The 26,164-nt window shown below is 63.5% G+C and carries 24 protein-coding genes and 2 tRNA genes; 5 read left to right on the plus strand and 21 right to left on the minus strand.

Going from position 1 to position 26,164, the window contains the following annotated elements; translation table 11 throughout:
- Positions 1-82: 82 nt before the first annotated feature.
- The gene (locus tag LB568_RS24920; RefSeq protein ID WP_013895006.1) at positions 83-451 is read right to left on the minus strand and encodes a four helix bundle protein; all 369 of its coding nucleotides are present in this window, start codon (positions 449-451) and stop codon (positions 83-85) included.
- 28 nt (positions 452-479) lie between these two features.
- Complete coding sequence (locus LB568_RS24925; protein ID WP_013895007.1) at positions 480-1,646, minus strand: isobutyryl-CoA dehydrogenase; 1,167 nt, start codon at positions 1,644-1,646, stop codon at positions 480-482.
- A 143-nt stretch (positions 1,647-1,789) separates the two neighbouring features.
- On the opposite strand from LB568_RS24925, the gene LB568_RS24930 reads away from it, so the two are divergent.
- A complete protein-coding gene (locus LB568_RS24930) occupies positions 1,790-2,404 on the plus strand; it encodes a dimethylsulfonioproprionate lyase family protein (RefSeq protein WP_224731523.1) in 615 nt (204 codons plus the stop codon).
- Between the two features lie 3 nt (positions 2,405-2,407).
- Entirely contained in the window at positions 2,408-3,883 is a 1,476-nt protein-coding gene (locus LB568_RS24935; RefSeq protein WP_224731524.1) for a cobyric acid synthase, read from the plus strand.
- Between the two features lie 7 nt (positions 3,884-3,890).
- Here the strand turns inward: LB568_RS24935 and LB568_RS24940 are convergent, their stop codons facing one another.
- The 4 genes from LB568_RS24940 to LB568_RS24955 all read right to left on the minus strand — a co-directional run bounded on the left by LB568_RS24940 (position 3,891) and on the right by LB568_RS24955 (position 6,375).
- The gene (locus tag LB568_RS24940) at positions 3,891-4,310 is read right to left on the minus strand and encodes a VOC family protein (RefSeq protein WP_224731525.1); all 420 of its coding nucleotides are present in this window, start codon (positions 4,308-4,310) and stop codon (positions 3,891-3,893) included.
- 126 nt (positions 4,311-4,436) lie between these two features.
- Positions 4,437-5,264 (minus strand): helix-turn-helix domain-containing protein, encoded by an 828-nt coding sequence (locus LB568_RS24945; protein WP_224731526.1) that lies wholly within the window; start codon positions 5,262-5,264, stop codon positions 4,437-4,439.
- Positions 5,265-5,366: 102 nt separating this feature from the next.
- Complete coding sequence (locus tag LB568_RS24950) at positions 5,367-5,537, minus strand: hypothetical protein (protein WP_127369211.1); 171 nt, start codon at positions 5,535-5,537, stop codon at positions 5,367-5,369.
- Between the two features lie 52 nt (positions 5,538-5,589).
- Positions 5,590-6,375 carry a TSUP family transporter gene (locus LB568_RS24955; RefSeq protein WP_140573915.1) on the minus strand — a complete coding sequence of 262 codons (786 nt, stop codon included), beginning with the start codon at positions 6,373-6,375 and terminating at the stop codon, positions 5,590-5,592.
- A 115-nt stretch (positions 6,376-6,490) separates the two neighbouring features.
- Between LB568_RS24955 and LB568_RS24960 the strand changes: the two genes are divergently transcribed.
- Entirely contained in the window at positions 6,491-6,922 is a 432-nt protein-coding gene (locus LB568_RS24960) for a TerB family tellurite resistance protein (RefSeq protein WP_013895014.1), read from the plus strand.
- Positions 6,923-6,937: 15 nt separating this feature from the next.
- Here the strand turns inward: LB568_RS24960 and LB568_RS24965 are convergent, their stop codons facing one another.
- The 5 genes from LB568_RS24965 to LB568_RS24985 all read right to left on the minus strand — a co-directional run bounded on the left by LB568_RS24965 (position 6,938) and on the right by LB568_RS24985 (position 13,534).
- Entirely contained in the window at positions 6,938-8,560 is a 1,623-nt protein-coding gene (locus tag LB568_RS24965) for an ABC transporter ATP-binding protein (RefSeq protein WP_224731527.1), read from the minus strand.
- The gene (locus tag LB568_RS24970) at positions 8,557-9,426 is read right to left on the minus strand and encodes an ABC transporter permease (RefSeq protein WP_224731528.1); all 870 of its coding nucleotides are present in this window, start codon (positions 9,424-9,426) and stop codon (positions 8,557-8,559) included. Before LB568_RS24970 ends, LB568_RS24965 begins: the two co-directional genes overlap by 4 nt.
- Entirely contained in the window at positions 9,423-10,370 is a 948-nt protein-coding gene (locus tag LB568_RS24975) for an ABC transporter permease (RefSeq protein ID WP_224731529.1), read from the minus strand. The genes LB568_RS24970 and LB568_RS24975 overlap by 4 nt, the downstream gene beginning before the upstream one ends.
- Positions 10,371-10,614: 244 nt before the next feature.
- Entirely contained in the window at positions 10,615-12,093 is a 1,479-nt protein-coding gene (locus LB568_RS24980) for an ABC transporter substrate-binding protein (RefSeq protein WP_224731530.1), read from the minus strand.
- A 160-nt stretch (positions 12,094-12,253) separates the two neighbouring features.
- Entirely contained in the window at positions 12,254-13,534 is a 1,281-nt protein-coding gene (locus LB568_RS24985) for an acetylornithine deacetylase/succinyl-diaminopimelate desuccinylase family protein (RefSeq protein WP_224731531.1), read from the minus strand.
- Positions 13,535-13,760: 226 nt separating this feature from the next.
- On the opposite strand from LB568_RS24985, the gene LB568_RS24990 reads away from it, so the two are divergent.
- Positions 13,761-14,189 carry a L,D-transpeptidase gene (locus LB568_RS24990; protein WP_013895020.1) on the plus strand — a complete coding sequence of 143 codons (429 nt, stop codon included), beginning with the start codon at positions 13,761-13,763 and terminating at the stop codon, positions 14,187-14,189.
- 164 nt (positions 14,190-14,353) lie between these two features.
- On the opposite strand, the gene LB568_RS24995 is transcribed toward LB568_RS24990, so the two are convergent.
- The 10 genes from LB568_RS24995 to LB568_RS25040 all read right to left on the minus strand — a co-directional run bounded on the left by LB568_RS24995 (position 14,354) and on the right by LB568_RS25040 (position 25,018).
- Positions 14,354-15,337 (minus strand): lipid A biosynthesis lauroyl acyltransferase, encoded by a 984-nt coding sequence (locus tag LB568_RS24995; protein WP_224731532.1) that lies wholly within the window; start codon positions 15,335-15,337, stop codon positions 14,354-14,356.
- 13 nt (positions 15,338-15,350) lie between these two features.
- Positions 15,351-16,379: a zinc-binding dehydrogenase gene (locus LB568_RS25000; protein WP_013895022.1), complete on the minus strand. Its 1,029-nt coding sequence runs from the start codon at positions 16,377-16,379 to the stop codon at positions 15,351-15,353.
- A 36-nt stretch (positions 16,380-16,415) separates the two neighbouring features.
- Positions 16,416-17,693: a beta-ketoacyl-ACP synthase gene (locus tag LB568_RS25005; protein ID WP_013895023.1), complete on the minus strand. Its 1,278-nt coding sequence runs from the start codon at positions 17,691-17,693 to the stop codon at positions 16,416-16,418.
- A 43-nt stretch (positions 17,694-17,736) separates the two neighbouring features.
- Positions 17,737-18,927, minus strand: a complete 1,191-nt coding sequence (locus LB568_RS25010; protein WP_224731533.1) for a beta-ketoacyl-ACP synthase — start codon at positions 18,925-18,927, stop codon at positions 17,737-17,739.
- Positions 18,928-18,983: 56 nt separating this feature from the next.
- Positions 18,984-19,265, minus strand: a complete 282-nt coding sequence (locus tag LB568_RS25015) for an acyl carrier protein (protein ID WP_010909964.1) — start codon at positions 19,263-19,265, stop codon at positions 18,984-18,986.
- Between the two features lie 230 nt (positions 19,266-19,495).
- Positions 19,496-20,638, minus strand: coding sequence for a slipin family protein (locus LB568_RS25020; protein ID WP_013895025.1), 1,143 nt, complete (start codon positions 20,636-20,638; stop codon positions 19,496-19,498).
- A gap of 360 nt (positions 20,639-20,998) precedes the next feature.
- Positions 20,999-21,066, minus strand: a tRNA-Met gene (locus LB568_RS25025).
- A 2-nt stretch (positions 21,067-21,068) separates the two neighbouring features.
- Positions 21,069-21,142, minus strand: a tRNA-Gln gene (locus LB568_RS25030).
- A 206-nt stretch (positions 21,143-21,348) separates the two neighbouring features.
- Positions 21,349-21,897, minus strand: a complete 549-nt coding sequence (locus LB568_RS25035; protein ID WP_140573896.1) for a histidine phosphatase family protein — start codon at positions 21,895-21,897, stop codon at positions 21,349-21,351.
- Positions 21,898-21,997: 100 nt separating this feature from the next.
- The gene (locus LB568_RS25040; protein ID WP_013895027.1) at positions 21,998-25,018 is read right to left on the minus strand and encodes a caspase family protein; all 3,021 of its coding nucleotides are present in this window, start codon (positions 25,016-25,018) and stop codon (positions 21,998-22,000) included.
- 111 nt (positions 25,019-25,129) lie between these two features.
- Between LB568_RS25040 and LB568_RS25045 the strand changes: the two genes are divergently transcribed.
- A complete protein-coding gene (locus LB568_RS25045) occupies positions 25,130-26,080 on the plus strand; it encodes an AEC family transporter (RefSeq protein WP_013895028.1) in 951 nt (316 codons plus the stop codon).
- Positions 26,081-26,164 lie beyond the last annotated feature (84 nt).

Raw genomic sequence — 26,164 nt, forward strand, 5'->3', positions numbered from 1 at the left:
CAGTAGGCAGTAGGCAGTAGGCAGTAGGCAGTAGGCAGTAGGCAGTAGGCAGTAGGCAGTAGGCAGTAGGCAGTAGGGCGATCTATTCGGGTGCAAGTTTTATTATAAGCTGGCGAAGCATTTTTCCGATGGCCTCGGTCGCTAACAGTAGCTGATTGGCTTGATCATGTGTGGCAAGGCCAATCCGCTCTGCGATCTGGAGGTGTGTCTCGAGCTCCTTCGTCGAACCTTGGGCTATCCTGAGAAACTGTTGATAAGAGCCTCTGTTGTCCCGACCATAACCTTCGGCGATGTTTGCAGGGATAGATGTCGCTGAACGACGGATCTGGCTGGTCAGTCCGTACAATTCCTCTTTGGGCCACGTCTTGGTCAAGAAATAGGCGGCGATGGCCAGGTCCATCGACTGCTGCCATACGATAAGATCCTTGTATGAATTGATCTTGCCGGTCATCTTTGCCTACTGCCTACTGCCTACTGCCTTACCGTCCGATTAGCGCCCGCGCGATGATGACGCGCATGATCTCGTTGGTGCCTTCGAGGATCTGGTGGACGCGCAGGTCGCGCACCAGCTTCTCGATGCCGTAATCGTGCAGATAGCCGTAGCCGCCGAGCAGTTGCAGCGCATCGTTGGCGACGTTGAAGCCGGTGTCGGTGACGAAGCGCTTGGCCATCGCCGACCATTTGCCGGCATCAGGCGCCTTGCGGTCGAGCTTGGAGGCAGCCGCATAGAGGAAGATGCGCGCTGCCTGCAACTCGGTCTCCATGTCGGCCAGCCGGAACTGCAGCGCCTGGAACTGGTTGATCTTCGAGCCGAAGGCCTTGCGCTCGGCGGTGTAGGACAGCGCCTTGTCGAGTGCCGACTGCGCACCGCCCAGCGAACAGGCGGCGATGTTCAACCGGCCGCCGTCGAGCCCGGCCATGGCGATACCGAAACCGGCGCCTTCGCCCGACAACAGGTTCTCCGCCGGCACCTTGCAATCCTCGAAGATGACCTGGCGCGTCGACTGCATGTGCCAGCCCATCTTGTGCTCGTTGGCGCCGAAGGAGAGGCCGGGAGCATCCCTGGGCACGATGATGGTGGAAATGCCTTTCGGACCATCGGCGCCGGTGCGGACCATGACGGCATAGACATCGCTGTCGCCGGCGCCCGAGATGAATTGCTTGGTGCCGTTGAGGATGTAGTCGCCGCCGCTCTTCACCGCGCGCGTCTTCAGCGCGGCGGCATCGGATCCCGAACCCGGCTCGGTCAGGCAGTAGCTCGCCAGCCATTCCATCGAGGTGAGCTTGGGCAAAAAGCGCTGGCGCTGCTCGTCATTGCCGAAGCGGTCGATCATCGATGCCACCATGTTGTGGATCGAGATGAAGGACGAAAAGGCCGGATCGGCGTGCGACAGCGCCTCGAAGATCAGCACGGCGTCGAGCCGGCCGAGCGCGGAGCCGCCGACATCGTCCCTGATATAGATGCCGCCGAGGCCGAGCGGGCCGGTCTCGCGGATCACATCGGCGGGGAAATGTTTTTTGCGGTCCCAGTCGAGCGCATTCGGCGCGACGCGGTCGGCGGCGAAGGCCCGTGCCATCTCCTGGATGGCGCGCTGTTCCTCATTGAGTTCGAACTGGCTGGTGCTCGCATCGACCGCGGCGTCCATGGCGTGCTCCCTTGTGCTGGCCAGCTAGCCCGCTGGCCTGTCGTTTTTGGCTTTGCGCGCGCACCAATCTAGACCAATGATGCCGTCGCGCAACCCGACCCGCCGCGGAGCGGCTGTGCACGAATGCATGTCCGGAGTGAGATGTGACGACAAAATTCGAAGAACTGCTGGGGCGGTTCCACGCTTATCTCGCTTGCGTGGACAACGCGCTGGTGCGCGAGGCCGTGGCGCGCATCGGCTGGGACATGCCGGCTCGCCCACTGGCGGCACATCCGCTCGCTTGCCTTCGCCATCTCGAACGTGCCGCCGAACTGGCGCCCCCGGATGCGAAGCCTCTGGTGCGATGGGTCGCCGGGCGACGCGGCAATCTGCATTGGGGGCAGACCTACAGCGAGTCGGACTTCGGCAGCGCGTTCGTCGACAATTACGGCTGGCTGGAGGTGTTCGGCATGCGTGGCCATTTCGCCAATGACGAGGCTGCGGCCGGCCTGCTGATTCTTGGGCCTGACATCGTCTATCCCGACCATCATCACGTCGCCGAGGAAATCTACATTCCGTTGACCGGCGGCACCGAGTGGCGCATGGGCGAGGGGGGCTTTCGCAAGCGGGAGGCCGGCGAGATCGTTCACCACGCTTCCAATGTCAACCACGCCATGCGCACCGGCCAGGAGCCCCTGCTGGCGCTCTACATCTGGCGCGGTGGGCCTCTGGCGCAGAAATCCGAGATCACCGGAACCGTGGCGCAGGGCAGGGGCTGAACCATGGCCAAAGCCATTATGCTGCAGGGCACTGGTTCTGATGTCGGCAAGACCGTTCTGGTCGCTGGGCTGTGCCGTGCAGCGAAAAAGCGCGGGCTGAAGGTGCGGCCGTTCAAGCCGCAGAATATGTCGAACAATGCTGCCGTCGCCGACATTCCCGGCGACAACAACCATGGCGGTGGCGAGATCGGCCGCGCGCAGTGGCTGCAGGCGATCGCGTGCGGCGTCGCGCCGTCAGTCCACATGAACCCGGTGCTGCTCAAGCCGCAGACGGATGTCGGCGCGCAGGTCATTGTCCAGGGCAAGGTGTTCGGCGAGGCGCGGGCGCGCGACTACCAGGCGCTGAAGGGCCGGCTGATGGATGCCGTCCTGGATTCCTGGGGCAAGGTCGGCGAGGACGCGGATCTGGTCATCGTCGAGGGCGCCGGCTCGCCGGCCGAAATCAACCTCCGAAGCCGCGACATCGCCAATATGGGCTTTGCGACACGTGCGAACGTGCCGGTGGTGCTGGTCGGCGACATCGATCGCGGCGGCGTCATCGCCTCGGTTGCCGGCACGCATCTGATCCTGCCGGAAGAGGACCGGCGCATGATCGTCGGCTACCTCATCAACAAGTTTCGCGGCGATGTCTCGCTGTTCGATGACGGCCTGAAGGCGATCGAAAAATTCACCGGCTGGCGCTGCTTTGGCGTCGTGCCGTGGCTGAAGGCGGCGGCGCGGCTGCCCTCGGAGGATTCGGTGGTGCTGGAACGGCTGGTGTCCGGCGGGAAACGCGCGCTGAAGGTGGCGGTGCCGATGCTTGGGCGCATCGCCAATTTCGACGATCTCGATCCGCTGAAAGCCGAACCGCAGGTCGAAGTGGTGTTCGTGCCGCAGGGAAAGCCGTTGCCGGCCGATGCCGGGCTGGTGGTCATTCCCGGCTCCAAGTCGACGATCGGCGATCTCCTGAAATTCCGCGAAAATGGCTGGGACCGGGATATTGCGGTGCATCGCAAGCGCGGCGGCCACGTCGTCGGCATTTGCGGCGGCTTCCAGATGCTGGGCCGGGTGGTGCGTGATCCCGACGGTATCGAAGGCAGTGTCAAGGAGGCCGAAGGGCTCGGCCTGCTCGACATCGAAACGGTGATGGAGCCGGAGAAGACGGTGCGCAATGTCAGCGCGCGCTCGGTGCAATTCGCCCTGCCGCTCGAAGGCTACGAAATCCATCTCGGCCGGACCACCGGCCCGGACACGATGCGACCGTCGGCGATCATCAATGGTGTCGAGGACGGTGCTGTTTCCACCGACGGCAAGGTGCTGGGCACCTATATGCATGGCCTGTTCGGCGCCGACGGCTTTCGTGGAAAATTCCTCGAAAGCCTTGGCGTCAAAGGCGGCGGCATCGATTATCGCGCCGACGTCGAGCGGGCGCTGGACGACGTCGCGGCCGAGCTGGAGACCCATCTCGACTGTGACGCGATTTTTGGGCTGGCTCGGTAGAGCGGCGCTACGCTTCTTCTCCCGCCTTCGGCCAATACGTCCCGAATGACCAGACATTGCCTTCCGGGTCGCGGCAGATGAACTCGCGGCTGCCATAGTCGCGGTTGGTCAATTCCTGGATGATCGTGGCGCCGGCCTGCCTGGCCTTGGCATAGGCGGCATCGGCGTCGTCGACGGCGATGTAGATCGACTTGCCGCCGCCTGTGCCGGGCTCGCCGACCATCTTGCCGTAATCGTCGTCTCGCACCGTGCCCAGCATGATCATCGAGGAGCCGAAGACCAGTTCGGCATGGTCCACGACATCGCCTTCGCCATAGCGGGCGCGGACGGTGAAACCGAAGGTTTCGCAGAGCCAGTCGATCATTTTCGCCGCGTTTTTATAGCGCAAGGCAGGGTAGAGGCGAGGGGCTTCGGTTGTAGTGGGCATGGGAACCTCCTTCATCTGAACTGGTCATGCATCCAGTTGTGCATGTCGTTGTTCCAAAACCGCTGCGCACTTTTGGGCGACGTGCATCACTCTCGGCGAGGACGGTTCCAGCGTCTTGAAGAAATGTTACCTGGCCGAAACCGCCGTCGGCGTCTCGCCGGCAAGGTCGCGGAATTCGCGAACCAGATGCGCCTGGTCGGCATAGCCGCAATCGGCAGCGATATCCGCCCAGTGGGCCGCGGGCTGCTTCGACAGGCCGAGCGCCCGGTTGAAGCGGACGATGCGCGACAGCGTCTTGGGGCCGATGCCGATCGCGTCGGAGAATTTTCCCGCCAGGTGCTTGCGGCTCCAGCCCAGCCTTTCGGCGAGCGACGCGATGCGGGTCCGGCCGCCGGAGGCGATGATGCGGTCATAGGCCCAGGCGATTTCGAGCGGTGTTTGCGCCGCACTCGTCAGACGGGCGGCGACGAAGGCTTCGGCGATGTCAAAACGCGTCCAATCCGGTGCATTGCCAAGCCTTTCGCGCAGCGCCACGCCTTCGGTGCCCAGCACGTCGTCGAGCACGACCATGCTGTCGGTCAGTTCGCTCATCGGCAGCTGGAAGAACCGGCGCGCGCCAAGCGGCGTGAAGTTGACCTGGACGCAGCAGGCGGCGCCGAAGGATTCGATCAGCACCGGCCCGGCGAAAAGGCCGGCAGCGAAACTGGCGAAGCGGTCGTTGTCGCCGGGTGTCTTGCCGAGGCCGATGGCGAAGGGCTCGGCGAAGCTGATCACCAGCGGCACGGTGAGCGACGCGTATTCGATGTTGTGGAAATGGCCGGGCGCCGTTTCGCGATAGCCGCAGATGTCGGACACGATGCCCTCTAGTGCAGGATCGGGAAGGCGCCGACGCATCTCGAACCGCCCGGCGACCGAGCGGTCCTGTTCCTTCCGGCGCTGCATCTCGATCGGCATCGGTCATCCTTCCGCCAAGGCAAATCTAGCAGAGCCTTGACCGGAATCAAAAGCGCCCCGCTTTCGGCCGGCCGCTCTCGGTCCCCACTTTGCGGGAACTTGTCAGGCGCCGCGCATCAAGCAACCGGCGGCGAGTACGATGTAGGCGATGAGAACAATCCACACCGATGCGATTGGAATGAACGCAAGAATGCCAAGCGCGGCGAGAATGCCGATGATGGCAATGACTAGGGAAATGATGAAAACAATCTGGGTAGGCGCGCTGAGATTCATGTCTGGCTCCTCCAACATGATTCGAACAGCCTCATTCTATCAGGGCGTGTAGTCACACACCAATCATGACACGCAGTGGGTTGGCCGGGTCGGCCAGCAGCTTCACCGCCAGTGCCAGGCAGACGATCACCAGCAGCGGCTTGATCAGTCTGGCGCCGATGCGCATGGCCAGGCTGGCGCCGACGCGGGCGCCGAGGAACTGGGCAACGCCCATCATCAAGCCGATCTTCCAGGAGATGACGCCGACGGCGGCAAAGACGACGAAGCCGCCGATGTTGGAGGCGAAGTTGAGCAGTTTGGTATGCGCCGTAGCCTTGAGCACGCCGTAGCCGGCGAGCGCGACGAACGCCAGCATATAGAATGAGCCGGCGCCGGGCCCGAACAGGCCGTCATAGAAGCCGACTGCCGGCACCAGGGTCAGTCCAAACAGGAATGGCGACAGGCGTTCGGCGCGGTCGACGTCATTCATGTTGGGCTTGAGCGCGAAATAGAGCGCGATAGCAATCAGTATCAGGGGCAGCAGGGCGCGCAGGAGATCGCCCGGGACGATGGTGGCCAGCAAGGCGCCTACGGCGCCTCCGGCCAGCGCCAGCAGCGCCGACGGCAATTGCCGGCGCAGGTCGACATGGCCCTTGGAGGCATAGTGGATGGTCGCCGACCCGGAGCCGAACATGCCTTGCAGCTTGTTGGTTCCAAGCGCCTCGACCGGCGAGAAACCGGCCAGCAGCAGAGCGGGAATGGTGATCAGTCCGCCGCCGCCGGCAATCGAATCGACAAAGCCCGCCGCAAAGGCGGCGAAGGCGAGCATGGCAACTGTCTGGATGCTGAGATCGATCATCTGATCCGTGGGAGCGTCGGTCGGCCGAGATAGCGGCGTTCGATCACGACCGCCCCATTTGCGCAAGGCCGATTCCGCGCTAACTCTAGTGGAGAGGAATCGGAAAGGGGCACCGATGGCATTCGCATTGCTGGATCAGATACGTTCGATCTTCGACGGCGACCCCGGTGTGCGCAAAGTGGCGGACGATCCCGTCCTGTCGGCTGAACTTCTGATGCTGTTCCGCATGATCCTGGCTGACGGCACAGTCAGCGAGAGCGAGATGGTGGCCTTCCGGCGCATCTGCAAGGACGCCTTCGGCATCCAGGAGAGCAGCATCGACAGCGTTATCGAATACCTCAACGAGTTCGGCTACGAGACCAACGGCTCGCAAGCGATTGCACTGTTCCGCGATCTCGACGTCGAACGGCGCAAGCAACTGGCCCAGCATATGGCCGAGATTGCCAAGGCGGATTCGCAACTGGCCGAGACCGAGGTCCGCCTGCTGCGCCGTACGCTCGATCTGCTCGACATCAGTCCAGTCGATGTGGTGAAGCCGGAAGAGTAGGGGCGAACCGCCTTCTTAACCTTGCTCCTGCATCCGACGCGCGATTGCCCTGTGCAGGTCCGGGGCGGCGGCAACCAGCGCCCTGGCGGCCTCTGACTGCGGATGATCGAGCACCTCGTTCGTCCTGCCGCGCTCGACGATCTTGCCGTCATGCATGACCAGCACCTCATCGGTGATAGCGCGGGCGACGGTCAGATCGTGGGTGATGAAGAGGTAGGCGATGCCGAGCTTCTGGTTGAGTTCGGCGAACAGATCGAGGATCTGGGCGCGGATCGAGACATCGAGCGCCGAGACCGGCTCGTCGGCGACGACCAGCTTGGGGCGGGTAATGATGGCGCGCGCGATCGACAGGCGCTGGCGCTGGCCGCCCGAAAATTCGTGTGGGTACTTGTCCATGTCGCGTTGATCGAGGCCAACCTCGTGCAGCGCATGCGCCACCATTTCGCGGCGCTCGGCGGGGGTCGGTTTCTTCTCCAGCAGGTGCAGCGGCTCGGCGACCAGCCTTTCCACCTTCTGGCGCGGGTCGAAGGAGCCATAGGGATCCTGGAAGACAACCTGCATGTCGCGTCGCGCCGGCTTCAGCTCCGCTTCGCGCTTGCCGGTGATGGTGTCGCCGAGAAATCGGATCGCGCCCGAACTCGGCCGGTCCAGTGCCAGGATCATCCGGGCGAGCGTTGACTTGCCGCAGCCGGAGCGGCCGACCAGTGCCATCGATTGACCCGGCGCCATCGACAGGGAGACATCGTCGACGGCGCGGATGTCGGGCGCGCGCCTGAACAGCGCGGCGCGCCGGCCGGCATAGTCACGGGTCACGTTCTCGACCTGAAGCAAGGGCTTGCCTGTTCCAGCGCCATGCGGCTTGGCGCGCGCCGGCACATGCATCGAGGCTTGCGCCAGTTGGCGCGTGTAGGGGTGGAGCTGTTCGGACAGCGTGCGCACCGTGTCGCCGGCCTCCATCACCTCACCATGGCGCAGGATGGTGATGCGGTCGGCCATCTCGGTCACCACGGCGAGGTCGTGCGAGATCAGCAGCAGGCCTATGCGGCTCTCCGCCACCAGATCGCGCAGGAGGTCGAGGATTTGCGCCTGCAGCACCACGTCGAGGGCCGTTGTCGGTTCGTCGGCGATCAGCAGCTTCGGCCTCAGCGCACAGGCGATGGCAATGACGACGCGCTGGCGCTGGCCGCCGGACAGCTCGTGCGGATAGCGCGACAGTGGGAATTTTGCCGAGGGAAGGCCGACGCGGTCTAGCATTTTTCGCGCCCGCTCCTCAGCTTCCGCGCGTGTGGTCCTGGTGTGCCAGCGTATGCCTTCGGCTACCTGTTCTCCGATGGTCTTGACCGGGTTGAGAGCGGTCATCGGCTCCTGGAACACCATGCCGATGTCGTCGCCGCGCAGCGCGCACATCTGGTCCTCCGTTGCGGCGAGGATATTTATCCCATCGAAGGTGACGCGCCCTGTGGCGCGCGCGGCGTGGGGCAGAAGCCGCATCACCGTCAGCGCGGTCATCGATTTGCCGGAGCCGGATTCGCCGACCAGCCCCATGACTTCGCCTGATGCAAGGGAGAGTTCCACGCCTTTCAGGATCGGCGTGTCGCCGATGGCGAGCGACAGGTTCTCGATCTCCAGCAGGCTCATCGCTGCCGCCGCGATTTCGGGTCGAGAATGTCGGCGATGCCGTCGCCCAGGAGGTTCAGGCCGAGCACGGCAACGACGATCGCCATGCCGGGAAAGATCGCCATCCACGGCGCCACCACAATGCGGGTCTGGGCGTCGAACAGCATGCGGCCCCAGCTTGGCATTGGCGGCTGCGCGCCGAGGCCGAGATAGGAAAGCCCGGCTTCGGCCAGGATGCCCAGCGCGAACTGGATGGTGCCTTGCACCAGAAGCAGCGTGGCGATGTTGGGCAAGACATGCTCGATCGATATCTGCGTGCTGCTTTTTCCCGCGGCGCGCGCGGCCAGGATGAATTCGCGCGGCCAGATCGCCAGCGCGCCGGCCCGGGCGACCCGTGCGAACACCGGGATGTTGAAAATGCCGATGGCGATGATGGCGTTGACGGCGCCCGGCCCGAAGATGGCGGTGATCATAATGGCTGACAGCAGTGCGGGGAAGGCGAAGACGAGATCGTTGATGCGCATCAGCGCCTCGTCGACGAGACCGCCGCGCGCCGCGGCAAAGGCGCCGAGCGGCACGCCGACGCCCATGCCGATGCCGACCGCTACAAAAGCCACCGCAATCGAATTGCGGGCGCCGACCATGATCATCGACAGGATGTCGCGGCCGAAATGGTCGGTACCGAACCAATGCGCCAGCGAGGGCCCCTGCGTCTTGTCGGCTATGACCAGCTTTGTCACGTCGTAGGGCGTCCAGACATAGGAGACGATGGCCATGGCCAGGATGAGCAAGGTGATGACGAAGCCGGTGACGAAAGCGGTGTTCCGGAATGCCTTGGCCAGGATGGTGCCGAACGTTTCCTCGGGAATTTCGATGTGCAGGGTCATTGCCGGCTTCTCAGGCGCGGGTCGACGACCGCATAGGAAAGATCGACGATGAGGTTGACGGCGATCACGGTGGCGACCAGCAGCATGACGACGCTTTCGACGACGATCAGGTCGCGCTGGGTGATCGCCTGGAACACCAGGCGGCCGAGGCCGGGGAGATAAAAAACGTTCTCGATGATGATGGTGCCAGCAAGCAGGAAGGCGAATTGCAGTCCGAGTATGGTCAGCACCGGGATCATGGCGTTGCGCAGCGCGTGCCGCCAAAGCACGGCGCGATAGGGCAGGCCCTTGGCGCGGGCGGTGCGGATGTAATCCTCGTTCAGCACCTCGATCAGCGCCGAGCGGGTGACACGTGCCAGGATCGCCGCTTGCGGCAAGGCAAGCGCGACCGCCGGCAACAGCAGCGATTTCAGCGCCGGCCAGACACCGGCTCCCCAGCCGGGAAAGCCACCGGCCGGAACTAGGCGCAGCCAGACGGCGAAGATATAGATCAGCATCAGCGCGAACCAGAAATTGGGCACGGCGACGCCAAGCTGCGCCGCGCCCATCGCCACGGTGTCGCCGGCCCGTCCGCGCCGGCTGGCGGAAAACAGGCCAACCGGAATGGCGATGACCGTGGACAGCACAAGCGCGATCAGCGCCAGCGGCAGCGACACGGCAAGCCGTTCGCGCACGAGATCGATGACCGGCACCGAATAGGTATAGGAGCGGCCGAAATCGAGGCTGAGCAGGCCGCCGGCCCAATGCAGGTAGCGCCATGGCAGCGGTGCGTTGAGGCCCATCTGGTTGCGCAGCAACTCGACCTGGTCGGCGCTGGCGTTCATGCCCAGCATCAGCCGGGCAGGGTCGCCGGGAAGGATTTCCAGCACGGCGAACACCACCATGGTAGCCAGCACCAGCGTGGCGAGCGCGATGGCGAGGCGCTTGAGGAGGTAGGCGGTCATGGGCGGCGGCGGAGCCCTGTTGCAAACGGGCGAAGGTCGAGTTCCCGCGCACCCCCCTCTGTCCTGCCGGACATCTCCCCCGCAAGGGGGGAGATCAGCAGTTTCTGTATCGTCGACCAGTGTTCAACGTCGGCGATTGGCGAAAGCATAAAGGAGGACGCAATCTCCCCCCTTGCGGGGGAGATGCCCGGCAGGGCAGAGGGGGGTGTGACAGAGCGCAAGTTCCGCCAGACAGCCTGAGTGTTCACTCGCTCCACTTCACCTTGGTCAGGTCATTGGCCTGGATCGGGGCATTTTCCCACAGCCCTTGCAGCTTGGCGTCCCAGACCCCGACTTTTGGCAGTTCGTAAAGGAAGCCGACCACGGCGTCGTCGGCCAGGATCTTCTGCGCCTGTCCGAGCAACGCCTTGCGCTTGGCCGCGTCGGAGGTGAGGTTGAGGTCGGCGATCACCTTGTCGAAGGCCGGATTGTCATAGTTGAAATAGTAATCCTTGCGCGAATAGATATCGATGTCGTTGGGCTCGGTGTGGGAGACGATGGTCAGGTCGTAGTCCTTTTTGGTGAACACCTGGTCCAGCCACTGCGCCCATTCGACCGGCAAGATCTCGAGGTTGATGCCGACGTCGCGGAGTTCCGAGGCGATGATCTCGCCGCCGAGCCGCGCATAGCCGGGCGGCGGCAGCTTCAGCGTCGCCTTGAAGCCGTTCTCCAGGCCTGCTTCCTTCAGCAATTCCTTGGCCTTGGCGACATCATGCGGATAGCGGCCGGTGAGATCGACATAGTCCTTGTTGGCCGGCGACATGTGCGAGCCGATCGGCTGGCCGAGGCCGGCCGAGGCGCCGTCGATGATCGCCTTGCGGTCAAGCGCGTAGGAGATCGCCTGCCTGACCTGCAGCTTGTCGAAAGGCGGCTTCTTGTTGTTGATCGAGAGGATGGTTTCGCCCTCGGTCGAGCCGATCACCACCTTGAAACGCGGGTCGTCCTTGACCTGTGCCAGGCTGTCGGGATCGAAGAACGGGAAGGCCTGGATGTCGCCGGAAAGCAATGCCGGAACGTTTGCGGCGGCATCCGGCACGATGCGGAACTCAACCTTGTCGAGGAATGCCGGCGTGCCCCAATAGTGGTCGGCTTTCATCAGCGTGATCGACGACCCCTTGGCCCAGCCCTGGAACTTGAACGGACCGGTGCCGATCGGGTTCTCCTTGTTGGTGTCAGCCGATTTTGGCGACACCATCACCGCGTCGCCCCAGCCCATATTGTAGAGGAAAGACCCTTGCGGGTTCTTCAGCGTGACCTTGACCGTCGCCGGATCGATGACATCGACCTTGTCGATGGCCGCGAACAGGTTCTTCTGAGCATTGACCGAATTGTCGGCGCGGGCGCGGTCCAGCGAGAATTTCACGTCGTCGGCGCTGAAGTCGGCGCCGTCGTGGAATTTCACGCCGGTACGCAGCTTGAAAGTGTAGGCCTTGCCGTCGTCGGAAATGGTCCAGCTTTCGGCCAGGTCCGGCAGTACTTCGCCATTCGGGCCGATGCGTGTCAGGCCCTCGAACACATTGGCGTAGAGCACCTCATCGATGGCGGCGGCGGCGCCGGCGGTCGGGTCGAGATGCGGCGGCTCGAGCGGAATGCCGATGACAAGGTCGGTGCGCGCGGCAAAGGCCGGGCTTCCGGCAGCCAGTGTCAGGACGGCCGCGGCCAGAATGGTTTTCCACAATCTCATCGTGCACTCCCAATGCGTTCAGACACGTGCTCAAACCGGGCGATAGAAGCGTGATTTCGCGCGGGAGTAAATTGCGTTTCGTGCTGCCGGGCGTCGTGGTTGGGAAAGTTTTTCTCCCGGCGGCCGTTTCGATCGGTCGAAGCTTGCCCGGCGGGGGGCCTCAGCCTGCGGCCGTGCCGCGCAGGAGCACGTTCAGCCCGATCGCCATCACCTTAGCCGATTCCACCATGTCCGATATCCCGACCCACTCATCCGGCCGGTGGGCAAGGTCGAGAATGCCGGGTCCATAGGCGATGCAATCATAGATGTGGCCGATGCGGGCAATATGCTTCTGGTCGTAGGTGCCGGGTGAAATGACGTAGTCCGGCTCGCGGTCGAAGATCGCATGAATGCCTTGCGCCACGGCCTTGACCACGGGCGCGTCGCGCTCGGTCATCAGCGGCAGCACTTCCATGAGGTCGCGTATCTCGTAGTCGAATTTTTTGCGCTCGCGCTTCAGCCGGTCGAGAATGCCGGTCACCTCGCCTTTGACCGTGGCCAGATCCTCCTCGAGCAGGAAGCGGCGATCGATGGTCAGCCGGCAGGAGTCGGGTACATTGGGCGAGGGCAGGCCGGGCCGGAAATCCTCGGTCTGGCCGCCATGGATGGAATTGATGTTCATGGTCGAGCGCCTCGCCCCTTCGGGCACCACCGGCATGCGCGTCATCTTGCGGTCAAGCGCGGGGAACAATTCGTCCTCGAAAGCTTGCAGTACAGCGCCCATATGGCGCACCGCGTTGTCGCCGAGAAACGGCATGGAGCCATGCGCGATCTCGCCCTTGGTCTCGATTTCCGCCCACCAGACGCCGCGATGGCCAAGGCAGATGCGGTCCTTGTTGAGCGGCTCGGGGATGATGACGTGATCGACCCTGGGCTTCGAGAAGTAGCCGAGCCCGGCCAGATGGGCGACGCCGCCGAAGCCGCCGGATTCTTCGTCCACCGTGCCCGATATCTCGATGGCGCCGGGAAAGTCGGGGAATACTTCCATGAAGGCCTCGACGGCGATGATGGAGGCGGCGAGACCACCCTTCATGTCGCAGGCGCCGCGGCCGTAGACCTTGCCGTCCTTGACGACGCCGGCGAAGGGATCGACGGTCCAACCATCGCCGGCTTCGACGACGTCGATATGCGAGTTGAAGTGGACGCAGGCGCCCGGAGAGCGTCCGTCAAATCGCGCGACGACATTGATACGCGGATAGCGATCCGTATCGCCGGGCGTGCCTTCGGCGCGGATGAATTCCGTTTTGAAGCCGCGCTTCTTCAGCCGCGCACCGATGTATTCGGCGCATGGCCCGTAGGCTTCGCCGGGCGGATTGATGGTCGGAAAACGGATGAGGTCGGTGGTCAGCGCAACGACGTCGTCGCGCCTGCTGTCGATTGCCTTGAGGAGTCGCTCGTTCATACGACGAGTTGAGCAGCGATATCGGCGGTTTTGCAAGCCCGCTGGCGATCAGGCCCGTGCGGCGTGTCGTTGCGGCAACTATCGCGGGAAATCGTTCAAATTCTCTGCTTTGGATTGGCCAATTGGTCAACGAGTGTGTGTTACTTCATTCACCTGCCATTAAAAGGATGAAAAGCATCGTGATGGCAGGCAGGCAAGCAAGGGGCAATCAAAGGGGTTTGATCGCATGAAAAAGACAGTTCTCATGGCGGCCGTATTTGTCGCGATGCTGTTCGGCGCTTCGGGGCAGGGCTGGGCAGCCAGCCTCGTGGCGAACATAGACGTATCTTCGCAGACGATGACGGTCCGGTATGGGCTATCGGTTTACACGTGGAGCGTGTCGACCGCGCGCACTGGCTATTTCACGCCGCGCGGCAGCTATCGGCCGCAACGCACGGCCCGGATGTGGTATTCGCGCAAATACCATATGTCGCCGATGCCGTATTCCGTGTTCTTCCATGGCGGCTATGCCATCCACGGAACCGGTGCCGTCAGGCAGCTCGGCCGCCCGGCTTCGCATGGCTGCGTGCGGTTGCACACGGCCAATGCCGCGGCCTTCTATTCGATGGTGCGGGAAGTGGGATTCGGCAACACGCGCATCGTCGTCACCAACTGAGCGCCTGATTTCGCCGGTACATGGTCGGCTGGCGTAGAACGGATGTTCTCGCCTGCGACCTTGCTTAAAGCGCGTCGCGACGAAACAGGTTCATGCGACGCGCTTTAAATCTTTGCTTATGCATCTCGTTCGCCCAAAACCAGATCAGTTTTGGGCGACATGTATTAGGTGTTTGCGACTGAAGCCGGCTTCGGGCGCTGTTTGCGACGCCAGTTGCTGATCTCCCACCTTTTGTGGAACCACATCCACTGGCCGGGATCCTCGCGCACCCAGCGCTCGACCACGTCATTCAGCATCTGGATGGTGGCGTGGACGTCGACGCTGCCGTCGGCGGTGCGCGGCAGAACCAGCTTGTCCTCGATCTCGAGCCGGAAGCGGTTGCCAGGCAGCCTGACGCAGCGCGCCGGATAGACGTCGCAGTCGTAGTGGCGGGCGAGCGTGCCCAGCACGCGGTTGCTCTGGCAGGGACGGCCGAAGAAGGTCGTCTCCAGGCCGTTGGAGAATTTCTGGTCGACAAGGACGCCGATATTGCCGCCGTTTTCCAGGACGCCCGCCAATGCGAACGAGGCGCCGGCCATCGACGGCAGCAGGGAACCCATGGTCGAGCGGCGCGTCGAGAGGATGTAATCGGCAAGGTAGGGGTTGTTGGGCGGGCGAAACAGCGCCGTGATGTTCATGCCGAAGGTCGCGGCTGCCACCGGCAGCAGTTCGAAATTGCCGAGATGGCCGGTGAAGACGATATGCGGCTGCTTTTCGGCGGCTATCTCGACGAAGTGCTCCGTTCCCTTGACCTCGACGCGGCCCGGCTTGCTCGAGGCGGGGTCGTAGTCGAACAGGGCGTCGAGAAAGATGTATTCGGCGGCCAGCCGGGCCATGTTGCCCCACATGTCCGACGCAATGGCCTGGATCTCGCTTTCGCTCTTTTGCGGGTAGGCTTTGCGCAGATTGTCGATGGCGACCTGATGACGCCCGACCCAGGGGCCGATGCGGCGCGCGACGCGGTCGGCGAAATTCAGCGCGGCGTCGACCGGCAGCAGGCGCAGTATCGAGATGATGATCATCGCGGCGCGCGCAACCAGCCAGTAGTTCACCTGGCGCAGCTGCCTGCCGTAGCGAAACCTGAGATCGCGGCGAAACTTCTTGAGCACCGAAGTCAAGGCTCTAGACGACGCGCAGGATGATCTTGCCGAAGACGTCGCGGCCTTCCATGCGCTTCAGCGCCGCATCGATGTCGTCGAAGCCGACCTCGGTGTCGATCACCGGCGAGACCTGGCCCGCCGCCATCTTCTGCATGGCGTTGGCCATGTTTTCCATGCGGCAGCCGAAGGATCCCAGCAGTTTCAGCTGCTGCTGGAACAGCTGCATCAAATTGATCTGTGTCGACACGCCCGACGTCGAGCCGCAGGTCACCAGGCGGCCACCGCGCTTCAGGCACAGCATCGAGCCGGCGAAAGTATCCGCGCCGACATGTTCGAAGACGACGTCGACGCCTTTCTTCTTGGTCAGCTTGCGCACGACGCCTTCGAAACGGTCGTCACGGTAATTGATGACATGGTCGGCGCCGAGCGCCTTGGCCTTGTCGATCTTGTCGTTGGAGCCGACCGTGGTGATGATCGTGCAGCCCATGCGCTTGGCCAGCTGGATCGCCGCCGAGCCGATGCCGGATCCGCCGGCATGGACCAGGATCGTCTCGCCGGGCTGAAGCCTGGCGTTGTCGAACAGCATGTGCTCGACGGTACCGAAGGTCACGGGCGCCACCGCGGCCCCGATATCGGTCACGCCGGGAGGTGCGGGGACGAGCAGACGCGCCGGCAGGTTGATCTTTTCCTGCGCGAAGCCGTCGAGGTGGAAGCCGTGAACACCCGAAACATGCTCGCAGAGATTGTCGCGGCCTTCGCGGCAGGCGCGGCAGAGGCCGCAGGTGCGCGCACCGTAGATCGACACCAGCTGTCCGGGCAGCAGGCTGGAAACACCTGGGCCGACCGCCTCGACCTCGCCCGAGGCCTCGGCGCCGACGACCAGCGGCAGCTTGCGCTTGGCGAAGGCCATGCCGCGCCAGCCCCAGACGTCGATATGGTTCAGCGCCACCGCCTTGATGCGCAGCGTGACTTCGCCGAGCGCGGGTGGCGGCGGGGGCGGCAGGTCCACCGTTTCAAGACGGCGATCCTCGATAAGTTGCAGTGCGCGCATGAGGCCTGTCGGTTCTGTATGGCTGAAAAAGGTCGCTTAGACCGGTTCCCGCGCCATGACAAGGCAAGTGTTCTGGCCGCCGAAGCCGAAGGAGTTCGACAAAACGCTGCGAACCTCGGCATTGCGCTTCTTGTTCGGCACCACGTCGAGCACGATCGCGGGGTCCGGATTGTCGTAGTTGATGGTCGGCGGAATGACGCTTTCGCGCATCGTCATCAGCGAGAACGCGGCCTCGACAGCGCCGGCCGCCGACAATGTATGGCCGATCATCGACTTGTTCGACGACACCGGCATGGAGCTTATGCGCTCGCCGAACACCGTCGAGAGCGCCAGATGTTCCATCTTGTCGTTCTCCGGTGTCGACGTGCCGTGGGCGTTGACATAGTCGATTTCGTCTTCACCCAGGCCGGCATCGGCCAGCGCGGCGCGAACCGCGGCAATGGCTGGCGAAGCGTCCGGCTTCGAGCGGGTGCGGTGGAAGTCGTCAGCCTTCTCGCCGCAACCGCCCAGGATGCCGAGGATGGTGGCGCCGCGAGCCAAAGCCGCCTCAAGCGATTCCAACACCAGTGCTCCGGATCCCTCGGCCAGCACGAAGCCGTCGCGATCCCTGGAGAAAGGTTTTGACGCTTTTTCGGGAATGTCGTTGTGCGTAGACAACGCCGAAAGCAACGAGAAACGGATCAGTGCCTCGGCGGTCGCCGAGCCGTCGGCGCCGATCGAAAGCGCCCGGTCGCATTCACCGCGGCGGATCGCCTCGACGCCGAGCTGGATCGCGGTGGCGCCCGAGGCGCAAGCCGTCGACAGCGTGATCGGAAGACCGCGTGTGCCAAGGCGGTCTGCAAGGCGGTCGGCGATCGAACCGAACTGGGTAGTCTCGAAAATATCCAGCTCTTTCAAGCTGCGCGCCACCCGGAGCAGTCTTTCGGCGGCGGTGTCATCCTTGTCCTTGTCGGAATTGTAGAGCGAAAAGCGCTCGGCCCAGTCAAGTTCGACCGGCGGGGAGGCGAGGAAGAGCGGTCCGCCGAAATCGTTGGAATCAAGACCAGCTTCGGCCACGGCTTCGATACCCGCAAGCTCGGCCAACTCGTAGGTGAGGGGGCTCGCGCCTTTCGAACTCGACGGCAGGAAATCGACCATGCCGGAGATGCGGGTGTTCAATTGATCGATGGGAAAGCGGGTGATCGGATGGATGCCCGACTTGCCCGAGGTCAGTGCTGCCCAATTGTCCGATTTGCCGACGCCAAGCGAGGTCACCACGCCGATGCCGGTGACGGCGACGATTGGCCTGCCCATGTGATCTCTGAGATTGGCCATTCGGGAGCCCTCTTGTCGTTGCAGCATGGATCGTGGAGCCGCGTTACGCGGCGTTGACCAGCGCCATGCCCTCGAATTGGTGATAGCCGATCGCCGTTGCAAGGACGCTTGCGGGAATGCCTTCGAACGGCTTCTCGGCTGTGGCATCGAAGACAGGGTAGCCAGCCTTGCGGTCGACGGCCAGTGCCGCCAGCGCCACGGCGAATGGAAACTGCGCTTCCTTCATATGCCCGGTCAGTGTCGAGAAGCCGCGCGCCGCGATTGCCTTGACAGCATCGAGCGCCGCTTTCTCGGCGATGGTCGCCGCATGCGCGCCAGAGGCGCCGGACATCGCCAGCAGCTTGCCGTTCGGCAAGGCCGCCCGGCTGAGCAGTGCCGCGATCTCGGCGTCGAGTTCCCCGCGCGAACGTCTCGCGCGGCCGGAGACGACCGGCCCGAGTTCGGCGTAGATCTTGCGCCCACGGCTTGCCGCGTGCTCGCGCTGCTCCAGCACCAGGAAGGCGCCGCCGGAGCCCGATACCACGCCACCGCCCTCGGTGCCCTGTCTTTGCCAGACGGGTTTCCAGGGGCCACGATGCAGGTAGCCGGCAAGTTCATAGCCGAGCAGCATGTCGGAATGTTCGGTCTGGAAGGCACCGCCGACCAGGACGTGCGTCGACTGGCCCGAGCGGATGCGCGCGGCGGCCGTCTCGACGGCTGAAACACCGGCACCTTCCTCGCCCATGAAGGTGCGCGACGAGCCCGTCACCTTGTGGACGATCGAGATATTGCCGGCGAGCAGATTGGAGAGCTGGGCCAAAAACAAGGTCGGCCGCAATTCCGTCGTCAGCTTCTCGTTGAGCAGCACATCGCGGTCGTTGCGGCTTTCGGAGGCCGCGAGAATGGCGGCATCGACTGCCTCGTCGCGCTCGCCGCCGCCGGCGGCCACCACCATGTCCATGGTCGTGCACAGTTCGTCATTGCCCTTGATGCCGGCGTCATCCAGCGCAAGTCCCGCAGCATAGGTGCCGAGCCGCTGCCAGGTTTCCATCTGCCGCTGGTCGCCGCGCTTGGCGATCTGCAGGTTCCAGTCGATCTCGGGCAGTGGATGGACGGTGTAGGGCGCAAAGCGCGCGGCTTCGAGAACCGGCTGCAGGCCTGGCTGCGAGAGTTTCTGCCAGTGTGCCTCAGGGCCTTCTCCCAGCGAGGAGACAAGGCCGATACCAGTGATGACGACGTCGTGGGGGCTGCTCATGAGCGGCTTTGTGGGTCAGGAGGCGCAGCCCGTCAAGGCCGCGCGCTTGCCCGATCTCAGGCGGTCTTGGCGGCAACCAGCGCGTCGATCTTGGCGCACAGGTTCTTCATGACGAAGTAGTCGTCGGTCGATGCCTTGCCGTCGTTGACTTCCTGGGTCCACTTTTCCAGCGGCACCTTGATGCCGAATTCCTTGTCGATGGCAAAGACGATGTCGAGGAAATCGAGGCTGTCGATGCCGAGATCGTCGATCGTGTGGCTCTCGGGCGTAATGGTGTCGATATCGATCTCGCTGGTGTCGGCAATGATCTTGGCGACTTTGTCGAACGTGGTGGACAAGGGCTTTTCCTTCTTTGCGGGCGGAATCTGTCCGCATTCGTTTGGGCGCTGTCTAATCGGTTTTTCCCGGCAGGAAAAGGCCTGATAAGCCGGGCGCAGATGGGAAGCGTGCCCAAGAAAGGCAAGAAGGGCCGCCGGTCAAACCTGCGGCCCTTCCCATTGACGTTGCGTCAGCCTTGCTTCGATGCATGTCGTTTTCCCAAACCGGACCCATTTTTGGGCGACATGCATCAACCTTCGCGGAGCTTCACAAGGTCGTTGAGCAACCCGCTCGTCCCGTTGTGGACGGTCAGCCGCTCGACCTTGCCGGCGATGGTTTCCAGAGCCTCGAGCTCCTTCAGCCGCAGCATAACCGGGTTCTCCGCCATCACCTTGGCCGTGTTGAGCAGGGAACGCGTGGCGTTCGTCTCCTCGCGGCGGCGGATGACGTTGGCCTCGGCCTGCTTTTCGGCCGACACCACCTGGTTGAGGATCTCGCGCATCTCGCCCGGCAGGATGACATCCTTGAGCGCGATATCGCTGACCTCGACCCCGATCTCGGCCATGTCGGCGCGGACCTTGGCTGCCGCTTCCTCGTCGATCGTCACCTTCTTTTCCAGGATCTGGTCGAGGGTGAGCGCGCCAAGCGTCTTGCGGAAGGCGTACTGCAGGGCACGGTAGAGGGCCTCGGAGAAGTCCTTCACGGCGCTCACCGCCTTGACCGGATCGACGACCCGGTATTCGGCGGCGATGTTGACGCGGATCGTGACGCGATCCTTGGTCAGCACTTCCTGCCCAGCGACATCGAGCGACTGGCGCTTGAGGTCGACGACCTTGATCTGCACCATGCGTCCGACATTCCAGAAGCCATGCACGCCAGCGGCGAGCGTGCGCACCAGCACACCGTCGATGAACAGCAGCCCGGCCTGGCCGTCGAGGACCGGGTGGACGGACATCAATTCCGCCTTCCGGGCCTGGCCGAGCCGGCGCATCACCGCCGGATCGATGGCGAGATCGGCCGAGGTGTCGACCAGCGTCACCTTCCACGGACCGGCATCCGTCCACAGCACCAGCTTGCGATCCGGCGCCAGAACGGCGTGCAGGTTGCCGTCGCGCTCGATGATTGCGACGTCCGTGCGCCCGGTGCGAACGACGGTGAAATGACGCGCGGCCACGTCCGGGAGCTTGTCGAACAACGCCTTCTCGTACGCCGAAACGAATTCCGGGTTCTTCAGATCGTGCCGCGACACTTCAAGGCTTCCACCCCGGTTGGCGAGCCGATGCTCGCCCGGCAGCAGGACAGCCTTGATCTCACCCTTGTAGAGGGTGAGGGCACGTTCGTTTTCCTTTACGAGGACGCGCTGGCGTCCAAGAACCTTATCGAGAACAGTCATTGTCTTACTCCTGTCGGGCATGGCCCCATGCGAGGCGCCACGTCATGCGTCGATCTTCCCTTCGTTTCTCGTTTCACGTCGTCATGGTCCGGGCATGAATGATCCGGGGACTGGTGGCATCAATCCGCGGCGGGCCTTCGGGAGCGGATCGCGGGGCAACGAAGCGGGCGCCGGAGGCCTTGGCCTCCCTTGCCGGCGACGCTGCGCCTTGATCGTCACCGCGGGCCTGGCCGCGAGCCGATGGCATCGGACCTTTCGATACGGCTGCGGCCCGAAGGCTTCTGCCGTCCGTCAGATCTTCAGCATTCCAGTCCCCGGACCGTTTTCAGATAACACCGTGATAGGGTGCTGGCTTTGAGGCCAATGGAGAAGGACTCGAACCTTCGACAGTCAGATTATGAGTCTGATGCTCTCCCAACTGAGCTATCCGTGGTGCAGACAGCGGGACTCGAACCCACAACCTCCGGACCAAATCCGGCGCTCTCCCAGTTGAGCTACATCCGCGATCCCAGTCCCCGAAGCGGCGCCGTATACAGGGCGGCAAAGCCGCCTGCACGGGCGGAGGCAAAAGCTCCAACCGTTGTGCTCGCTTCGGTTTTCGTGACCGGGAGCGCGGCTATAGAGCCTGCGACGGGTTGTCGCAAGCGGCATTGTCGCGGCGAATTCGCGGCTTCTTCGGATAGTGGTATTTCGGCAACACGGCTGCCATCTCAAAACGTGACGCGGCCGAGCACCCGCAGGCCGTCGCCTTGCGGCTCGACGACCACGGCCTCGCCTTCGCGCGGCGAGATGCCGGTCAACGCCACGATGTCTTCCAGATGGGTGACCATGACCAGATTGTCGGAGCCGGAATAGGCGCGGATTTCCTTCATGATCGCGGCGACCTGCTCTGCCTTCTGCGCATCGCCGCCCTTCAGCAGGTCGAGCGGCGCAAAGGGTTCCGGTTCGGCCTCGAAGGCGATGCGCGCGGTGTCGAGGCAGCGGCAATAGCGGCTGGACAGCACGCGCTCGATGGGAGCGGCGCGCGCGGCGAACAAGGCACCGATCTTGCTCGCCTGCTGCTTGCCGCGCGCCGAGAGATTGACCTGGGTGGCGCAGCTGTCGATGTCGAAATTGGCGGGGTCGGTGGTGCCGGTGACCATGGCATGGCGAAGCAGCACGACATGGCCGCCGTCACCCAGCAGTGCCCAGCCGGCATCCGTGGCGTGGGCAGCGACGGGAACGACGAGCAGAAACAACGCCAAGGCAAATCGAATCATCGCAACCTTCCAGGGGCGTGGCATCACGCGCCGGTCATTCGCATATAGGGATCGGAAAGCGGGCACAAAGACAAGCAAAGCACCTGTGGCCCCCGTCGCCTCACTTTTTGGCGATCTGCTTCTTCACCAGGTCGATCTTCTGGTCGGTAAGCGGGATAGGCATGGTGTAGCCGGCTTCGGTAAAGCCCTGCTTGGCGTTCTCGAAGAATTCGATCGCCTTGAGATATTCCGGTTTGCCGCCGCCATAGCCGGCGCGGTTCCAGTGGATGTCGCCGAGATTGTTCTGTTCGAACGCCCATTGCATGGGCTGGCTTTCCCTGGTGAACACTTTCAGCGTCGCCGTGAAGGCCGCTTCCGCATCGTCGAGATATTTGCCGGTGCGCTGGATGTTGCCGAGGTTGAGCAGGCTCATGCCGATGCCGTTCTGGGCATTGGCCCAGTCGACGGGTGCCGTTTCCATGGTGAGAATTTCAAGCGCGGCCCGCCGCGCGGCGATCGAATCCTGCAAGGTCTTGGGATCGGCATTGCTCATGCTCAGCCAGTGCAGCGTCGATCCGATGCCGGCCTGGGTCAGCGCCCACTGCCGAGGGTTCGTCTCGCGCTTGTACTCGCGCAACGCATCGCGGTAGGCGTCGACCGCCTGGCTGTAGTGCTCGGGCTTTTCCGTCACGCCGCCAAGAAGCTGCAGCGTGTTGCCGAGATTGTAGTAGCTCATGGCCCAGTCGAGAGGGAATTTCCGCCTGACATAGACTTGCCGGGCTGCCTGGAACGCTGCTGCCGACTGCTCGAGCTTGGCTGCGTCGCGGGTGCGCTGGCCAAGCGTCTGATAGATCGAGCCGAGATTGTTCTGGGCCGACGCCCAGTCCATCGGGAACCTTTGCCGGGTAAATACCGTCAGTGCGTCGTCATAAGCTTCCGCCGCCTCTTCGAGCGTGCCGGTTCCCATGTCGAAGCGGGCGACGCCGCTCAGCGCATTACCGAGGTTGAGGCGGCTGGTGGCCCACGAGACCGGGAAGGTTTCACGGGTTCGCACTTCGAGCGCGGCGCGGAAAGCATCCGCTGCCTCGTTGATCTTGGCCTTGTCGTTGAGCTGGATACCAAGCGTCACAAGCGTGTTGCCGAGATTGTTCTCGACCATCGCCCATTCCACGGGTGCCTTTTGACGCGTGTATTCCTCAAGCGCCAACCGATAGGCTGCTTCCGCTTGGCTGAGATGCTCGCCGGCGGGTTCGCGCTCGGAGAGCGCATAGAGCGCGAGGCCGAGATTGTTCTGCGACGAGGCCCAGTCGAGCGGTACCTTGTCGCGCGGGCGCTTCTCCAGTGTGGCACGCATCGCCGCAACCGCTTCGTTCAGCCGCTTCGGGTCGCTTTCGCGCTCGCCGATCTTCAGTAGCACATTGGCCAAATTGTTCTGCGCGGCGGCCCAGTTGAGATCGTCCTTCACGCGATCGAACACCACAAGCGAATCGCGGAAGATCCGCGCTGCCTCTTCGAGGCGCGCGGTCTCGGTCTCGCGCTCGCCGATGGTCTGCAGCACCACCGCCATGTTGTTGCGGGTGATCGCCCAGTCGCGATTCTGTTCGCCATTGGGGATGAAGTTCAGGATGACGCGATAGGCCTCGATGGAATGCTGCAGCGCATCGAGGTCGCCGGTGGCGTACCCATAGGCGTTGAGCGCTTCCGCTTCCTGGTTCTTGTAGTTCCAGCGCAGCTTGTCGTCCCATTTCTGCGCCAGTGAGAACGCCTTGGCGTAATCGCCGGCGGCGGATTTGTAATCGAACACCAGCGCCGAGGCGTCGGCGCGCCTGGCATAGATCGCAGCGTCGGCAAGGCGCTTCTGCCTGACGAGATCCTCGGCCTCGTCGACCGCATCGCTGGTCCGCTCGATCCGGCCGACCGCGTCGTCGAGGAACTTGCGCGCCGTCACGATCGCGCCCTGGCCGATGGCCTTGTCGGCGGAGGCGACCAGGCGCTTGATCTCCGGATCGTCGGTGCGCAGCGCGGCGCGCTCGGACATCATCTTCTTCAGGCGCTCTGCCTGCGCGTCGAGCACTTTCTGCAGGTCGGTCGGATCCTCGGGGATCTTCTCCGTGCCAAGCGCCCTCAGCACACCATAGAGTGCATCGAGCGGCACATTTTCCTGCAGCGAGGCCAGTTCTACTTGGGCGCGCTTCGGGTCGGGCAGGTCGGATATGGTCAAAAGCAACTGCCGCCGTTCGCCGGTGATCAGTCCGTCGTCGCCGGTCGGTTCCGGCGGCGCCACGCCGAAATAGAGCAGCCGGCGCAAGCTTTCATTGATCCAAGGGCGCTGCCTCGCCTTGGTGTCGAGATAGACTTCCTCGGTCACCATGCGCATGACCGAGCCGAACTCGGTGCCCTTCATCGCTGCAAGATGGCGCAGCAGCGCTGCCGCGTAGGGGCTGTTTTCGCCAGCAGCACCATCCAGCGCCGGGCGGCCGGGCTCGGCGGCGAAGCCGACCACCGTGCCGAGGCTGGCGTCAGCCGCCGGCGCGTTGCCGAGCGCCTTGGCGCCACGCACCGGCTCCAGTCCGCCAGCGCCAATCGGCTCGGCGGAGGCGGTCGGCGCCCGCCGGACCATGGCGTTGGCCGGGAACGGGTTGGTGCGGCAGGCATCGAGCAGCACGATCGTGACCGGCACGGTCTTTTTCAACTCGTCCATGACCGCCGATATCGGCACCAGCGCCTGGTCGGCATCTGCGAGCGACGACACGTCCGCATTGACCGGAACCAGGTAATTCTCGCCACCGGCCTCGATGCCGTGACCGGAATAATAGATGAGGGCGACGTCGGCTCCCTCGGCATCTTCCGTGAAACGCTCGAGGTCGCGTTTGAGCTTGGCGGCATCGCGATCGCTGACGTTGCGGGCGTCGAAGCCGAGATCGGTCAGCATCTTGGCCATGTCGCGGGCGTCGTTGGCTGGATTGGGAAGGGCGGCGATGTGCTCGTATTGCGACTGGCCGATGATCAGCGCCACGCCTTTGAGGTTTTTGGTCTCGGCAAGTGCAAGCGTGGTCGCGGCAAGGCAGAACAGCGCGGCGGCGAAAGCCGTCCGCCATGTCTGCCGGAAAAGATTACGCCTCGAGATTTCGACAAAGCCCATTTGTCGCCCGCGTCCGCCCTGATACTCCAAACCCTGTATAACGCTGTCAGTCCACCATGATCAAATTTGGGCGTGATTGCGCCGCGCGCGTGGCTCGCCTATCCCTGAAAAATGTCTCCGCTTACCGAAACCGTGCTTTTTGTCTTCAGCCTCGTGGCGCTCGGCTATCTCGCCGGGCTCACGGGCTATCTCAGACCGGCGAGCGGCGAGGGGATAGCCGATTTCGCGGTCTCGGTGGCGATGCCGCTGCTTTTGTTCCAGACGATGGTGAACGCCGATTTCCACGGCGTGGCGCCATGGCCGCTGTGGGGCGCCTACTTCACCGCCGTGGCGATCACCTGGGCGGCGGGCCATATCGTTACCACCCGGGTTTTCGGGCGCGATGCGCGCGCGGGCGTCGTCGGGGGCGTATCGTCGGCCTATTCCAATGTGGTGCTGCTTGGCGCGCCCTTCATTCTCGGCATATTCGGCCCGAGCGGCTTCGAAGTGCTGTCGCTGCTGGTTTCCGTTCATTTGCCTGTTATGATGATGGCGTCGATCGTGCTGTTCGAGATGTTCGGCCGCGGCGGTGGCGAGCACGTGCATCCGCTGCGGGTGCTGCGCAGTTTCCTGCGGCGGTTGTTCATCAACCCGCTGATCATCGGCATTCTCCTGGGGCTGGCATGGCGGCTGAGCGGCGTGCCGCTGCCCGACCTCGTCATGCGGCTGGTCGATGCGCTGGCCGACACGGCAGGGCCGGTGGCGCTGTTTGCCATGGGGCTCAGCCTGCGCCGCTTCGGCATATCCGGCAATGTCCGCCCGGCGCTGGCGCTTTCGGTGCTGAAGCTGTTCCTGATGCCGGCTCTGGTGCTTGCTTTCGTCTGGTTGCTCGGGCTGCCGCCGTTGACGGCCAAGGTCGCCGTCGTGGTTGCCGCCTTGCCGTCCGGCATCAATTCCTATCTCATCGCCGTTCAGTTCAACACCGGTCAGGCGCTGGCGTCGAACCAGATGACCATCGCCACGGCCTGCGCCGCTGTCACCACGGCTTTCTGGCTGACGGTTGTCTTGTACGTTTTCGGGTAGCTCTCGTCTCGCGCTGGCCCAAGCCCTATATGCCATCTTGCGATTGCTTGCGGGCCTTGCCCTAGGTAAAGAGCAGTGGCTCCG

Source organism: Mesorhizobium sp. B263B2A, assembly GCF_020165775.1.
GTDB lineage: Bacteria > Pseudomonadota > Alphaproteobacteria > Rhizobiales > Rhizobiaceae > Mesorhizobium > Mesorhizobium opportunistum.